Below are 14,154 nucleotides of genomic sequence, written 5' to 3' on the forward strand. Positions count from 1 at the left end.
AGCTACATTGACGGTATTCAGTTTCACCTTTTCCCATTTCGAATCATGGCTAAGCAACCAGAAGGAAAACCTAAAAATGACAAGTCTCAGCCGACCAAAACGCTGAAGGAAAAGCGAGCCGCCAAAGCCGCAAAAAAGGAAAGTAAAAAAAGAGATTAACCATCAAGCAGGAGCCAAAAGCTCCTGTTTTTTTTTTAATCTAGTTGAGCCTATGCTTATCTACCTTCAGCTTTTATAGACTAGGTTGGAGAGGCATTTCTTTAGAGTGGGGCTAACTAGGCAGGGACTATAATTGCTCACCACCACTTCATATACAGTAAGTTTCAAAACCAAAAAACGGACCTAATGGTAAGATAAAGCATCTTTTTCTCAAAAAACATATCTTTGCGTCCATGCCAGAAACTAAACTTCCTAAGGACTTCGAGTCTCAGATGCTCGAACTACTCGGTCATGCCGAATTTGAGCATTTTGAAAAAGCAATCAATAAATCTTCCCGGACTTCAATTAGATTAAATCCGGCCAAGTGCTTCACCCCCTACCCACTTAAGGCTCCCATTCCCTGGGCGAAGCAAGGATATTTTTTAGAGCAGCGGCCTACTTTCACGCTGGATCCAGCCTTTCATGCCGGAGCGTATTATGTGCAGGAAGCCTCCTCTCAGTTTATAGAGCATATCTTAGATTCCCTGCAAATCCCTAAGGGGATTTACCTGGATTTGGCTGCAGCGCCAGGAGGAAAATCCACTTTACTTTCATCTTATTTAGCGGATGAAGGTATGCTGCTTGCCAATGAAGTGATCCAGACCAGAGCCCAGGTCTTGAAGGAAAATATCATCAAATGGGGATGGGGCAATACCCTAGTGACCAATAATGACCCGGAGCATTTTACACCCTTGGAAGGCTTTTTTGACCTGGTATTGGTGGATGCGCCCTGTTCTGGGGAAGGGATGTTTAGGAAGGATATGCAGGCAAGGGAAGAATGGTCTCCAGATCATGTCCAGTTTTGTGCTGCCAGACAGAAAAGGATCATGGATCAGGCTGGGGCTTTGGTGAAAGCCGAAGGCTATTTGCTGTATAGCACCTGTACTTTTAATGTGCAGGAAAATGAGGAGATGATCCGCTTTTTGACATCCGAATTTTCGTATGAGCCAGTTCGGATTCCGCTAGAAGAAAGTTGGAACATCAAGGAGACCGAGGTAGAAGCAGATGGCAAAACCTACTATGGCTATAGGTTTTTGCCGCACATGGTGCAGGGAGAAGGCTTTTTTGTCTCGGTATTAAAGCGTACTGCGGGTGCCAATACACAAGTACCCAAGCGGATTAAAGACTTCAAGCACCCATACTTGAAAGAAGTTTCAAAACAGGACTCCAAGGCTTTGGATGTGGAGTTAGATTTCAACGGAAACGGTAAATATTACTTACTAAAGGACTCTTATTTCCGTATGAATAAGAATTGGAACTTACATTTCCAAAAGGTTTCCCAACACCTGAATTTGAAATATTTCGGAGTAGAGATAGGAAAAAAGCAACAAAATAAATGGATCCCTACGCATGAATGGGCTCTTTCTATTTTGCCCAATAATAAGTTTCCTTCCCTGGATCTGCCTGAAAATCAAGCCATAGCATATCTGAGGAAAAACGAGCTAAAAATCGCAGACCTGCCGAAGGGCTGGGTGTTGATCACCTATCATAATCTTCCGCTAGGCTGGGTCAAAAATATAGGCAACCGGGTCAATAACTATTACCCTAAGGAATGGAGAATTAGGATATAAAGTTTAAAATATCAGGTCAGAATTATGACAAATGGCGCAGCAAGAATTCTGTCAAAAAACCGGTCTATGGGGATCCTTTACCTACCATTTAATCAAATATGTATATCCACTTTTCTACCAGTAAGGAGGCTAAAGTAATAGAGCACATGTTAAACTTTAGAATTGAGGACACTTCGGTCTTCCGACCAGATAAGCGAAGGATTTAAGGTGACTGGTATCATTGCAGATAATCATATAATCAAATTTCTTCAATCAGGCTTTCCCCACTGGATCGATCTCCAGAAGTCCATTCCCAGGTTTCGTGGAGGCGGATTTTACCGTTTTCCTGAATTTCGGGTTTGGAATGACAGATTCCGGTCATGAGTTCCCCTGCTGTATTCACCTGATGATAGCGCATAGTAATGTTGCCATTTTCATCCACTAAACCTATCAGGTGCCCGAGGGTGATTTTCCCTCCCGAATAATCTGCTGTTACAATTTTACCTTTTTGTCGATAGTGAAAGACCGTTTCGGAAGAAGTCTCCCCGTTTGCTGAGTTTTGTACTGCACGGAATTTGCGATTGTTATAGTTGATCAAAGTTGAATCTTCTTCTTTATTCATGAATGGAATAGCTTCTTTCGCTAAAATTAATCCCTTTCATGGAAATCTATGGCTTTTCAATTAATCCTTCCCAGTATCTTAGGAAATCAAATCCCAAATATTGACTGAGTTATGAGATCTTTATTACTTTCTATTTATCTTTTCGTGTGCCTCAGCGCTCAAGCGCAGATGTTTCCGCATGGCGAAAAATTTACCCGTCAGGATACGCTACGTGGCAGCATTACACCTGAGCGGGCCTGGTGGGATTTGCAGTATTATCATTTGGAAGTAAAGGTAGATCCTGACACTAAATCTCTCTCTGGAAAAAATACCGTCAGATACAAGGTTTTGGAATCCCCAAAACGCATGCAAATCGACCTACAAGCCCCTATGAGGCTGACCAAAGCGGTGCAAGATGGAACTGAGCTAGAAATAGAACATGAGGGAAATGCGCATTTTATTACGCTTACAGCTCCGCAAAATGTCGGGGATGAAAAAGAAGTGATTTTGACTTTTTCAGGAACTCCAGTGGAGGCGGTTCGTCCCCCTTGGGATGGAGGTTTGACCTGGCAAAAGGACAGTAATGGCTTACCTTTTATCGCAAATGCCAATCAGGGAATCGGGGCGAGTATCTGGTGGCCAAATAAGGACCATGGCTACGATGAACCGGATCAGGGGATATTGATGTCTGTGACCGTACCGGAAAACCTGATGGATATCTCAAACGGGAGACTGATCGGAACAGACCATGACCCTGCAGCCAAGACTAAAACGTACCACTGGGAGGTAATAAACCCGATTAACAACTACGGAGTCAATATCAACATAGGTGATTATGTGCACTTCAGTGAAAAATACGCTGGAGAGAAAGGTAACCTGGACATGGATTATTATGTACTTCGGGAAAATCTGAAAAAGGCGAAAAAGCAGTTTGCTGATGCACCAAAAATGATGGAGGCTTTTGAGTATTGGTTTGGGCCGTACCCCTTCTATGAAGACAGTTACAAGCTAGTAGAAGCACCCTATCTGGGCATGGAGCATCAGAGTTCGGTTACCTATGGCAATGAATACGAAAATGGCTACTTGGGGCGTGACCTGAGTGGTACAGGCTGGGGGATGAAGTTTGATTTTATCATCATTCACGAATCTGGGCATGAGTGGTTTGCCAATAACATCAGCTACCGGGATGTAGCTGATATGTGGATTCATGAGAGTTTTACGGCTTATTCCGAAAATCTATTTCTGGATTATCACTATGGAAATGAGGCCAGCAAAGAATATGTTTTGGGCACTAGGATGGCAATCAACAACGACATTCCCATCATAGGCACTTACCATGTCAATTCAGAAGGCTCTGGCGATATGTATTACAAAGGTGCCAATATGCTCCATACCATTCGTCAAATTGTAAATGACGATGAGAAATGGAGAGCAATTTTGCGAGGATTGAACACGGAGTTTTACCACCAAACAGTCTCTACCCGGCAGGTCGAAAACTACCTCAGCCAAAAGGCAGGCATTAACCTGAGGCCTGTCTTTGACCAATATCTGAGAGATGTACGAATCCCGATTTTCAGTTATAACATCAAAGCTGGTGAGCTTCACTACCGCTGGGAGAATGTAGTTGACGGCTTTGATATGCCTGTGAAAATCTATGTGGAGGGCGAAGAAATGACCTTAAAACCCACGCAACGCTGGCAGACTATAGCTGTATCGAAGAAAAACCCACAGGTACGCGTGGATGAAAATTACTATGCGGGTTCCCTGAATATATCCGGTAATTAATTCTTGTTGAAAATAGCTTTTAGGGCTGGTTTTAAGTCTGGACATTCATATTCAAAACCGGCCTTTTGGATCTTTTGGGAAGAGACCCGGTTTCCACCAAGGACCATGGCTGCCATTTCTCCGAGGAATAAACGCAGTGCAAAACCCGGTACTCCTATGCCTATATAAGGTTTTCCTTTCACCTGAGCGGCAGCTTGGGTCAACTGTTGGTTGGTGGCAGGGTTTGGACCCACAGCATTGAAAATGCCCTGTAGTGTAGTTTTTTCTAGAGCAAAGACAAACATTCTAGCCAGATCACCCTTAGTAATCCAGCTCATCCATTGGTCCCCTTTGCCGAGAGGCGCTGCTACCGGCGGTTTCATCATTTCTGCCAGTGCACCCCCATTTGGGTCCAGTACTATTCCGATTCTCAAAATGACCGTACGAAGATGCAGTTCCTTTATTTTTTTGACTTCACCTTCCCATTCTTTCACCACATGTGCGAGAAAGTCTTTTCCCGCATCCTGATTTTCATCTACTAAAGTGGCGCAGGTGTCAAAACCGTAAAATCCCACAGCTGAGGCTGAAATGAAAGCATTTGGTTTTTCTTCCGCATCGTTGATGGCTTGGTACAGCAACTGGGTGCTGCGGGTTCTGGACTCGAGGATTATCTTTTTTCGCTCTTCGGTCCATCGCTTATCTGCTACCCCTGCTCCGGCCAGGTGAATGATAGCGTCTGCCCATGCTATGGCATTTGGGTCAATTTCATTTTTCTCTACATTCCAAATGAATGTTTTTTGGTTTTTATCGGATCTACTTAGCCATGCCACCTGGTAGCCTTTAAGCTCCAATAGTTCAGTGATTTTTTGCCCAATCATGCCTGAGCCCCCGGAAATCAGAATATTTTTCATAAGGAAGGTATTTCGATCCATCAACAAGATAAGTCATCCAAATGTTGACCATTGAACTAACTTATTGATTTAATCATGCTTTACAAAATTCAATTTCTATTCCTAATTTGTGCTATCTATTTCAAAAAGCAGATTTGAACAAGCAAACCATTTTTCGATATCTCCTCCTCTGGATAGTTTTAGGTCTATTAGTCGGATTGTTATCTGGCTCTGCCTCAGCGATCTTTCTTATTGCGCTCAGCTGGGCCACTACTTTCAGAGAAAATCACCTTTGGATCATCGCTTTGCTTCCGATCGCAGGGCTAATTATTGGGTGGACGTACTATAAATATGGGGAAAATTCGGTGAAGGGAAACAACCTGCTCCTGGATGAGCTCTACCAAAGTGAAAAGCCAATACCCCTCAGAATGACGCCCTTGGTACTTCTGGGGACGGTTTTTACGCATTTATTTGGAGGATCTGCGGGACGGGAAGGCACTGCGGTGCAAATGGGTGGATCCCTAGCGGACCAGCTGACCAAATGGTTTTACTTGGAAAAATCTGATCGGAGAATTATTTTGATTGCAGGGGTTTCCGGAGGATTTGCATCGGTTTTTGGAACTCCGCTGGCTGGCGCCATTTTCGCCTTGGAATGGATGCTTCATCGGAAAGTACGTTGGAAATCATTCTTTCCAGCCTTTTGGACGGCATTTGTGGCAGATTATGTCTGCAAAGATCTATTTGGTGTGGGGCATACGCATTACCTGGTAGAAATGGTACCTCCTCATACTTTCATGAACCTGCTGTGGATTATTCCTGCTGGAATAGCCTTTGGTTTTTCTGGGAGATTATTTGCCCAATGCAATCATTTTTTTTCCCATCAATTTTCGAAACACATTTCTTATCCCCCGCTTCGTCCGGTCATAGGTGGACTATTTATAGCAGTATTTGTATTCATTTCGGACAGTACCACTTATATAGGTCTGGGTGTTCCCCGGATTCTGGAGGCTTTCGAAACACCCTTGCCCTGGTACGATTGGTTGGTCAAAACCGGCTTGACCAGCTTTACCTTAGGCGCTGGGTTTAAGGGCGGAGAAGTTACGCCCTTGTTCTTCACCGGAGCTACACTTGGCAATGCGCTTTCGGCTTGGGTCCCTTTGCCCCTTGCCTTGTTAGCGGGGATGGGTTTTGTGGGAGTTTTCTCAGGAGCTACCAATACCCCTCTGGCCTGCACCGTGATGGGGATGGAACTATTTGGTTACGAATCGGGCCTATTTTTGGGAATTGCCTGTGTGATCGCCTACCTTTTCAGTGGTAAATCTAGTATTTATACCTCTCAGCATTTAGAGCATAAATTTCATTTAAACCCCTTAGATTGGTTAATGGAATTCAGAAGGAAGCAAAATGGGGGTAATAAAGGCTAATTGAATATTGGGCAACTATGAAGTTAAAGATTTTTTCCAACCCAGATCGAAATATTTATTTTCTGAGGAAGACGGTTCTGCTTCAGGAGATAATTGTTCGGATCAGTGGATTTTTGGCTTTTGGGATTCTTATGTACCACTGGGGATATTCCATGGAACCCCAGGATGAGGTAGCCGCCTCCTTTTTGTTCAACTTATGTTTGATTTTGATCGGAGTGGGCTATCTGGTGAGGGTGCTCTTGGTCGAGAATTCCATCTTCCAGGCCAGGGTCATTTTAGAGCTGATGCTTTCAGTTTTGCTGACCTTTACGGCGCTTCTCAGGTGGAATGTGTTTGGAAATGATTTCACCACTAAAATTCTTGAAATTTCAGCCCATTACCATCTGATAAACATTTTGGTAGTTGTGCTTTTTTTCATAGAACTCAGCAAGTACAGTCTGGCTGTCAACAAGCTCAAGCTAAGTCCTACACTGGTGTTTATTTTGTCATTTCTGGTATTGATTCTCATCGGGGCAGGCCTTTTGAGTCTCCCGGAGGCCACCACCCATGGGATAAGTCTGATCGATGCACTTTTTACCTCTACCTCTGCAGTATGTGTGACGGGGTTGATTGTGCTGGATACGGCACATGATTTCACCTTTTTTGGACAGGTGATTATTATGGTGCTATTTCAGATTGGTGGATTGGGCATCATGGTTTTTACCAGCTTTTTTGGCTTTTTTTTTAAAGGTAGTTTTTCGATAGAAAACCGACTTTTTCTGCGGGATTATATCAATGAAAACAATGTAGGTGAGATCTATTCTACCCTGATCAAGATCGTTACTTTCACCATTTTGGTGGAGGGTATCGCTGCGGTTTTGATCTACCATTTTACAGCGGATTCCTTGTTTGAGGCACGTGGAGAACATTTGTTTTTCTCCCTTTTCCATGCGATTTCAGCCTTTTGCAACGCCGGATTTTCCAACCTCAGCGCTGGACTCTATCAGCCAGGTTTCCGGGAGGCCTATTCCATGCATCTGGTTATAGCCGGAGCTATTATTTTAGGTGGAATTGGTTTTCCAGTGGTGATCAATTATTACTCCTACCTCAAGCATTTAATAGTAGGCGGAATTAAGAGTGCGCTGGGGATTGAAAAGTATAGGCATGCTCCTAGGGTGTCCAGCATCAATTCGCGCTTGGTACTCTATACCACCGGCATACTTCTGGTGTTTGGAGTGATTGTTTATGCTATAGCCGAGCAAGCCTATACCCTCAAAGGACTAAGTCCTTATGGTAAGTTTGCGACCGTGATTTTCGGTGCAGTCACGCCGCGTACAGCAGGCTTCAATACCGTGGATATGAGCCAGCTGGCAGTGCCAACCATACTTGCGTATTTCTTGTTGATGTGGATAGGGGCATCGCCTGGATCCACGGGCGGGGGATTGAAGACCAGTACTTTTGCCGTGGCTTTTTTGAATACTTTCAGTATAGCCACAGGCAAAAATCGCCTGAATGTCTTTCGTAGGCAAATTTCCACTTTGACATTGAAAAAGGCTTTTGCCGTAATTTTCCTGTCCATTTTGGTGATTGGAGCAGGAATTTTTTCCATAATGGTGATGGATCCCAATCAGGAATTGATCAATGTTTCCTTTGAGGTTATCAGTGCATTTTCCACAGTTGGGCTTTCGCTGGGGATCACATCCACCCTGAGTACAGGCAGTAAACTGGTGCTGATGCTGATCATGTTTATGGGACGTGTGGGTACCCTTACCGTGCTGGTAGCAGTAGTGAGGAAAATCGGCGAACAAAAATTTAAGTATCCGGAAGAAACAGTCTTTATCACGTAATCAGTAAGGAGATGAAATATATAATTGTAGGAATAGGGAACTTTGGGGGATACCTGGCAAAGCGCCTGACCAATATGGGACATGAGGTCATCGGCGTGGACTCTAGCGAAAGCAGAATTGACCTGATCAAGGATGAAATCACCCATTCCATAGTCATGGATGCTACGGACCTGTCGGCAGTTAAAAACTTGCCGCTGAAGGATTTTGACGTAGTCATCATAGCCATAGGTGAAGATGTGGGTGCTTCTATCATGAGTACAGCCATCTTCAAGCAGTTGAAGTCTAAGCGAATCATCGCCAGGGCTATCAATAAACTGCATGAAACCGTGATACAGGCCATAGGTGTGGATGAAATAATTCATCCGGAGGAAGAGACTGCGGATAGGCTATCCAAAAGGCTACAGATGAAAGGAGTCTTGGACTCACTGGAAATCTCTGATGAATATAACATCGTGGAAGTGAAGGTGCCTAAACGCTACGTAGAGATGTCTGTAGCAGAGGCCAATATCCGTCAGGAATTCTATTTGAATATTCTTACAATCATCAAAATAGAGCAGAAGAAAAACTTATTGGGGATCAATACGCCTTACAAAAACGTGATCGGAGTAGTGACTCCTGACCATAAATTTGAGGAGGAAGATATTCTGTTGATTTTCGGGAAAATGAAAAACATACAGCAATTTCTCGAACTTGGGGATTAAGGCATTCTTTCCCCACAATACCTGCAGTAATAATCTGCTTTGCTCAATCCTGTTCGTTCGCAGCTGGGACAATAAGTAGAGGCCTCATTGTCCATTTTTTTCTTTTGCGAAGCCATTTCTGAAGAAACTATGCCAGTGGGGACGGCAATGATGGCATAGCCCAAAAGCATAATAATAGAGGAGACAAACTGTCCCAGAGCCGTAACTGGGGTGATGTCACCAAAGCCTACGGTAGTCAGGGTCACGATGGCCCAGTACATGCCCACAGGAATGCTGGTAAAGCCATGCTGGGGGCCTTCTATGATAAACATCAAGGTGCCCATAATCAATACAATGGTGACCACGAAGCCAATGAATATCATGATTTTGTGTGAGCTAGCTTTCAAGGATCGAGTCAGGTATTCCGCCTCGGCCACGTACCTTCCCAGCTTCAAAATACGAATTACCCGAAGTAATCTAAGCGCCCTTACTACGGTGAGAAACTGGGAATTGACCACGAAAAAACTCACGTATGTCGGTAGAATAGCCAATAAATCCACCATTCCAAAAAAACTGAAAATGTAATTGGAGGGTTTTCTGGAGAGCCATACCCGCAGGCCGTATTCTATGGAGAATAGAATGGTAAACATCCATTCTAAAATCAGGAAAATCTCTCCGTACTTTACTCTCAGGCTAGCGACTGAGTCCAAAATCGCCACCAGAATACTTCCAAAAATCAAGAAAAGGAGAACGATATCGAAGGTTTTTGATGCCCAGTCATCTGACTCAAATACGATATGTGCTAATCTTGCTTTGGTGATTCTCATGATCGAATTTAGATAAAATAGGCTTTCAATACCAAGCTAATCTAAGTAATAGACACGCTTCACCCTAGTACTGATATTAGTGTGCAGTTCATAGGGAATGGTCCCTATCAGTTTTGCCAATTCTATCAAAGGGATTTTTTCTCCATAAATAACCGCGACATCACCGGTTTTGACATCCAGTCCAGTGACATCCACCATACACATATCCATGCATACATTACCTACAAGGGGCGCTTTTTGACCGTGGATCAGCACATATCCTTTGCCGTTACCGAAGCGCCGGTCGTATCCATCGGCGTAGCCTATAGCCAGAGTGGCGATTTTCCCTCCGGCTTCTAGTTTTCCCATGCGTGAATAGCCCACCGTTTCCCCAGCTTTGATCTCCTTGACCTGTGATACCGTGGTTTTTAAAGTGCTGATCGTTCTGAGATTGGAATTGTAATTTCCGGTTAGGTCTACCCCGTACAAGCCTATCCCCATTCTCACCATATCAAATTGCCATTCAGGAAAAGCGACTATTCCGGCAGAATTGAGTGCATGAATAAGGGGACGATAGGAGAGATTCCCTAGGATCTGGTCCTTCATCCGCTCGAAAGTGTGCAGCTGATGAAGCGTAAACTCCCGGTGGACTTGCTCATCTGCACCTACCAGATGGGTATAGATGGATGCAATTTCTAACTGGGGATTTTCTGCTATCAGCAGATTCAAAGCTGAAATATGCTTGGGTTCAAAGCCCAGGCGGTGCATGCCGGTATCCAAATCCAAATGGATTTTCATCTGTTTCTGATGTGTACTGCACCAGGTGGCTAGATTTTGGAAAAATTCCAAACTAAAGACCACAGGCTCAAGATCATATTCGCTACACAGCGCAAATGACTCCATCATCGGGTTTAAGACCATAATCGGCAGCGTAATCCCTTGCTTGCGCAAAGCTATTCCTTCATCTGAAAAGGCCACTCCCAGATAATCTGCCCCCATGGTTTGTACCAGATTTGCGATTTCTACTGCCCCTCCTCCATAGGCAAAGGCCTTCACCATGATCATGACCTTAGTCTGCGGAGATATGAGCTTTTTGAAAAAATTGTAGTTATGCGTCAGGGAATTGAGGTTAATTTCCAGGGTGGTGCCATGAACCATTTGCTGTAGGCGGTTCACTACTTCTTCAAAACCAAAAACCCTAGCTCCAGTAATCAAGATCAGATCATTTTGAAAGGAATCAGGATTCAGTTGATTCATCAATTGCGCAGTAGTCTCGAATTGCAGAAACTTTGCATTCAGTTGCTTTTCTAACAAGGATATTTGTGTCCCCACTCCTATGACTAAGTCAATGGCATAGCGATCAGCTAGCTCTGCTACTTCTCTGTAGAGCGGATTGGGGTCACCTTGCTGCAAGAAATCAGACAGAATCAGGACCCTTCTTTTCTTTGGGCGCTGCTGCTGCATGAAGTCCAAAGCGACTTTCAGTCCAGCCAGATCATTGTTATACGTGTCATCGATGAGTAGGGAATCATTTACACCAGCCTTCAGTGTAAGCCTCATCTCCACAGGCTTTAAGTTCTGGATGCCCGCTTGAATCGCCTCCGTGGGTTGACCCAGTGTAATGGCCGCTATGATCACATGTGTGATGTTTTCTAAAGAAGCCAGATCTGTAAATGGAACCTGAAAAGTATAGGTGCTGAGGTCATTTTTCAATAGAATGATCCTGCTAGAATCCAGCTCTTTTTTGATTGACCTGCAATAGTCAGATCCTGGTAGGTCAGACCAAGCGATCAGTTTATCTGCTGGATATTCCCGCTCCATCGCCCCTGCAACGTACTCCTGATCCTTGCAGTATATCACTAGTTCTGAATCTTTGAAAAGCGAAACTTTTTCGTTCAGCTTTTCTTCCAGGCTTGCAAATCCTTCTTGGTGAGCGGTACCAATATTGGTGAAAACCCCCAAACTAGGCTGAATCATTTCTTTCAAAGCGTCCATTTCTCCTCTTTTGGAAATTCCGGCTTCCAGGATCGCCACCTGGTGATACTCTTCTATACCAAAAATAGAAAGTGGCACACCCACCTGAGAATTGTAGCTTTTAGGGCTTTTGGCCACAGCATAAGTTTGGGTCAGAATCTGCCCTAGCCACTCCTTGACTATGGTTTTTCCATTGCTTCCGGTCACACTCACCACTGGTTTTTGGAATTGATTTCTCTCAAATCTTGCCAAATCTTGAAGGGCTTTTCTGGTATCGGGTACTTTGATCATCCAGGTTCCGGGGGCTATTTCGGAAGAAAAGTCTGCAGGAACCACAAAAACCTTTACGCCTGAAGCGATCAGCTCGGGAATAAATGCCGCACCGTCAGCTTTGGCACCCCTAAGCGCAATAAATAGTGTAGAGCTTGGATTCAAGACCTGCCTAGAATCAATGGCAATCTGAGAAATCAAGACTTCCGGGCAACTATTCTCACATGAGCCTTTGGTGATTTCTAAGATTTGGGAAAGGCTAAGCTTCTGAAGCATTTTGATCTAAATTGGATTTCTTTTTTTGGAAAAACACCTGTCTGATCCATCTAGGCAGAAAAATCGCGCCAAAAATCAGATAAGGATAATAGCTCAAAAGCCTCCATAGTATGCTGGTCACGAAGGTGTAATTACCCAAAAATTCAGTGAAGAACTGACCAAAAAAGAACTCAGCAGTACCACTGCTTCCGGGTGTAGGTGAGATCATCATGACGATCCACATGATCACTTGTCTGGCAAATACAATGACATGCTCATAAATTTCCAGTGGTACAAATGCAGAAATCAAGGCATTGAGCATCAGGTATCTGGAGCTCCAGATAAAGATGGTGGCCAAAATGATGGGTATCCAGTAGCTGGCTTTTTTGCCGGTCATTTCTTTAGAGGCATCGATAATTTGATTGCCATATTCCTGGGCATCGTGCTTCCACTTTCTGAGCCATTTGATGGAAAATAATTTGATCAACACCCACTTGAATACTCTAGGCCTATAAAATAAAGCCAGTGCCATGACCAAACTATAAGCTGCGTAAAGCCCATAACTCACCCAGAAAATAGCTTCCAGGCTTTTTCCTAGTTGGGATTCTAGGACCTGGCTTTCTGGGAAAATATTTCCCTTGGCAAAAAACAGAATAATCGGAGCCCCTATGACAAAGAATAAATTGTCCAAAATGGCAGTTACCATTACATAGGCAATGGCTCTACCCAGCTTGATTCCTTCCTTGTTTAGGATAAAAATCGCCACTGCTGTACCTCCTACTACGGAGGGAGTCACTGCGGATGCAAATTCCCAGAGAATAATCACATAGACAGCTCTTAACCAGCTGAGTTCCCGGTTGGTGATTTCCCGGATTCTATACACATAACCGGCATCGCGGAAGATAATGACCAAAATCGCCACCAAGATCCAAGGCATAGATGCATCGAATACCGCACGCAGGGAATCTTTATTCACTGAGGGATCAAAATAGAACATGGCAAAAACTATCGCCAGGCCAATGATGACAGGTACCCAGACTTTGTTGGGATTAAGTGTTTGGAAAATTTTTTTATTGTCCAGTTTCATAGCCCTAGGCTGTAGCGATTGGCTCAGTCTTTTCTACCCAAAAATTATTGAATCCTTCTCCGATGATAATGGTAACCATTTCCAGTTGAAGTAGTTCCAGAATGGCCAAAAAGGTGTAAATCACAAAAATCTTATCAGGCTTATAGTTGATAAATTCTTCAAAAGGTACTTGTTTTTTGAAACTGATTTTTTCCAAGACAAAGTCTTTTTGTTGGGTAATAGTATAGGGATACTGGATTACAGTGTGTTTTGTTTCATCGACACGAGCAGCCATTTTGGCCATGGATCGCTGGAACACCTTGAGCAGTTTGTAGAGGTCTACGTGCTGCATTTCTGCATCCACATCGTCTACCTTGCTCAATGCCTGCAGTTCCTTGGCTATATTTCCCCGCTTTTCCTTCGAAAGTTCCTCTCCCTCCATGGTCGCGAGCTCTTCGATGACGGATTTATATTTTTTATATTCCAGTAGATTTTTGATCAATTCCTCACGTGGGTCGATTTCTTCGCCCTCCTCGTTCAGCTCCGGTCTGGGCAGGAGCATTCTGGATTTAATCTTCATCAGGGTGGCTGCAAAAAGTATAAAATCACTGGCCACTTCCATTTCCATGCGTTCCATTTGATGGATATAGTCTAGGAAGTCATTGGTAATCTTAGAGATAGGAATGTCATAAATATCCAGCTCATCCCGCTCGATGAAAAAGAGCATCAGGTCGAACGGACCTTCGAAGAGTGGTAATTTGATTTCGAAACTCAAAGGATATTTAAATTATTGGTTAATTTTGCAACCTTGTACTAGCCAAAGATATTCAATTAAGCTAAATTAATTGGA

General features: G+C 43.8%; 11 protein-coding genes. 5 read left to right on the forward strand and 6 right to left on the reverse strand.

What is annotated here, in order from left to right:
- The first annotated feature begins 392 nt into the window (after nucleotides 1-392).
- Nucleotides 393-1,769, forward strand: coding sequence for a methyltransferase RsmF C-terminal domain-like protein (locus PBT90_RS18815; RefSeq protein WP_270130655.1), 1,377 nt, complete (start codon nucleotides 393-395; stop codon nucleotides 1,767-1,769).
- 238 nt (nucleotides 1,770-2,007) lie between these two features.
- Here PBT90_RS18815 and PBT90_RS18820 read toward each other — a convergent pair whose 3' ends face one another.
- Nucleotides 2,008-2,370 carry a n-acetylglutamate synthase gene (locus PBT90_RS18820; protein ID WP_270130658.1) on the reverse strand — a complete coding sequence of 121 codons (363 nt, stop codon included), beginning with the start codon at nucleotides 2,368-2,370 and terminating at the stop codon, nucleotides 2,008-2,010.
- Nucleotides 2,371-2,481: 111 nt separating this feature from the next.
- On the opposite strand from PBT90_RS18820, the gene PBT90_RS18825 reads away from it, so the two are divergent.
- Nucleotides 2,482-4,134 (forward strand): M1 family metallopeptidase, encoded by a 1,653-nt coding sequence (locus tag PBT90_RS18825; RefSeq protein ID WP_264808040.1) that lies wholly within the window; start codon nucleotides 2,482-2,484, stop codon nucleotides 4,132-4,134.
- Here PBT90_RS18825 and PBT90_RS18830 read toward each other — a convergent pair.
- The gene (locus PBT90_RS18830; RefSeq protein WP_264808041.1) at nucleotides 4,131-5,024 is read right to left on the reverse strand and encodes a TIGR01777 family oxidoreductase; all 894 of its coding nucleotides are present in this window, start codon (nucleotides 5,022-5,024) and stop codon (nucleotides 4,131-4,133) included. The two genes, PBT90_RS18825 and PBT90_RS18830, sit on opposite strands and share 4 nt — an antisense overlap.
- A gap of 134 nt (nucleotides 5,025-5,158) precedes the next feature.
- Here PBT90_RS18830 and PBT90_RS18835 point away from each other — a divergent pair, with 134 nt between their 5' ends.
- Genes PBT90_RS18835 through PBT90_RS18845 form a run of 3 tightly spaced genes read left to right on the forward strand, consistent with a single transcriptional unit; the run spans nucleotide 5,159 to nucleotide 8,954 of the window.
- On the forward strand, nucleotides 5,159-6,427 hold the full coding sequence (locus PBT90_RS18835; RefSeq protein WP_264808042.1) for a voltage-gated chloride channel family protein: 1,269 nt from the start codon (nucleotides 5,159-5,161) through the stop codon (nucleotides 6,425-6,427).
- 17 nt (nucleotides 6,428-6,444) lie between these two features.
- Nucleotides 6,445-8,253: a TrkH family potassium uptake protein gene (locus PBT90_RS18840; protein WP_264808043.1), complete on the forward strand. Its 1,809-nt coding sequence runs from the start codon at nucleotides 6,445-6,447 to the stop codon at nucleotides 8,251-8,253.
- Nucleotides 8,254-8,264: 11 nt separating this feature from the next.
- A complete protein-coding gene (locus PBT90_RS18845) occupies nucleotides 8,265-8,954 on the forward strand; it encodes a potassium channel family protein (RefSeq protein WP_264808044.1) in 690 nt (229 codons plus the stop codon).
- Here the strand turns inward: PBT90_RS18845 and PBT90_RS18850 are convergent.
- Genes PBT90_RS18850 through PBT90_RS18865 form a run of 4 tightly spaced genes read right to left on the reverse strand, consistent with a single transcriptional unit; the run spans nucleotide 8,951 to nucleotide 14,079 of the window.
- Entirely contained in the window at nucleotides 8,951-9,760 is an 810-nt protein-coding gene (locus PBT90_RS18850; protein ID WP_264808045.1) for an ion transporter, read from the reverse strand. The genes PBT90_RS18845 and PBT90_RS18850 overlap by 4 nt on opposite strands.
- Before the next feature lie 36 nt (nucleotides 9,761-9,796).
- Nucleotides 9,797-12,259, reverse strand: a complete 2,463-nt coding sequence (locus tag PBT90_RS18855) for a bifunctional UDP-N-acetylmuramoyl-tripeptide:D-alanyl-D-alanine ligase/alanine racemase (protein ID WP_264808046.1) — start codon at nucleotides 12,257-12,259, stop codon at nucleotides 9,797-9,799.
- The gene (locus tag PBT90_RS18860; RefSeq protein WP_264808047.1) at nucleotides 12,243-13,325 is read right to left on the reverse strand and encodes a lysylphosphatidylglycerol synthase transmembrane domain-containing protein; all 1,083 of its coding nucleotides are present in this window, start codon (nucleotides 13,323-13,325) and stop codon (nucleotides 12,243-12,245) included. The genes PBT90_RS18855 and PBT90_RS18860 overlap by 17 nt, the downstream gene beginning before the upstream one ends.
- A 4-nt stretch (nucleotides 13,326-13,329) precedes the next feature.
- Nucleotides 13,330-14,079: a segregation and condensation protein A gene (locus tag PBT90_RS18865; RefSeq protein ID WP_270130664.1), complete on the reverse strand. Its 750-nt coding sequence runs from the start codon at nucleotides 14,077-14,079 to the stop codon at nucleotides 13,330-13,332.
- Nucleotides 14,080-14,154 lie beyond the last annotated feature (75 nt).

This window comes from Algoriphagus sp. TR-M9, assembly GCF_027594545.1.
GTDB lineage: Bacteria > Bacteroidota > Bacteroidia > Cytophagales > Cyclobacteriaceae > Algoriphagus > Algoriphagus halophytocola.

Bases quoted from the DNA above. Each gene is read 5' to 3' on its own strand.
- PBT90_RS18815 (WP_270130655.1), top strand. From the start codon at position 393: ATGCCAGAAACTAAACTTCCTAAGGACTTCGAGTCTCAGATGCTCGAA.
- PBT90_RS18820 (WP_270130658.1), bottom strand. From the start codon at position 2,370: ATGAATAAAGAAGAAGATTCAACTTTGATCAACTATAACAATCGCAAA.
- PBT90_RS18825 (WP_264808040.1), top strand. From the start codon at position 2,482: ATGAGATCTTTATTACTTTCTATTTATCTTTTCGTGTGCCTCAGCGCT.
- PBT90_RS18830 (WP_264808041.1), bottom strand. From the start codon at position 5,024: ATGAAAAATATTCTGATTTCCGGGGGCTCAGGCATGATTGGGCAAAAA.
- PBT90_RS18840 (WP_264808043.1), top strand. From the start codon at position 6,445: ATGAAGTTAAAGATTTTTTCCAACCCAGATCGAAATATTTATTTTCTG.
- PBT90_RS18845 (WP_264808044.1), top strand. From the start codon at position 8,265: ATGAAATATATAATTGTAGGAATAGGGAACTTTGGGGGATACCTGGCA.
- PBT90_RS18850 (WP_264808045.1), bottom strand. From the start codon at position 9,760: ATGAGAATCACCAAAGCAAGATTAGCACATATCGTATTTGAGTCAGAT.
- PBT90_RS18855 (WP_264808046.1), bottom strand. From the start codon at position 12,259: ATGCTTCAGAAGCTTAGCCTTTCCCAAATCTTAGAAATCACCAAAGGC.
- PBT90_RS18860 (WP_264808047.1), bottom strand. From the start codon at position 13,325: ATGAAACTGGACAATAAAAAAATTTTCCAAACACTTAATCCCAACAAA.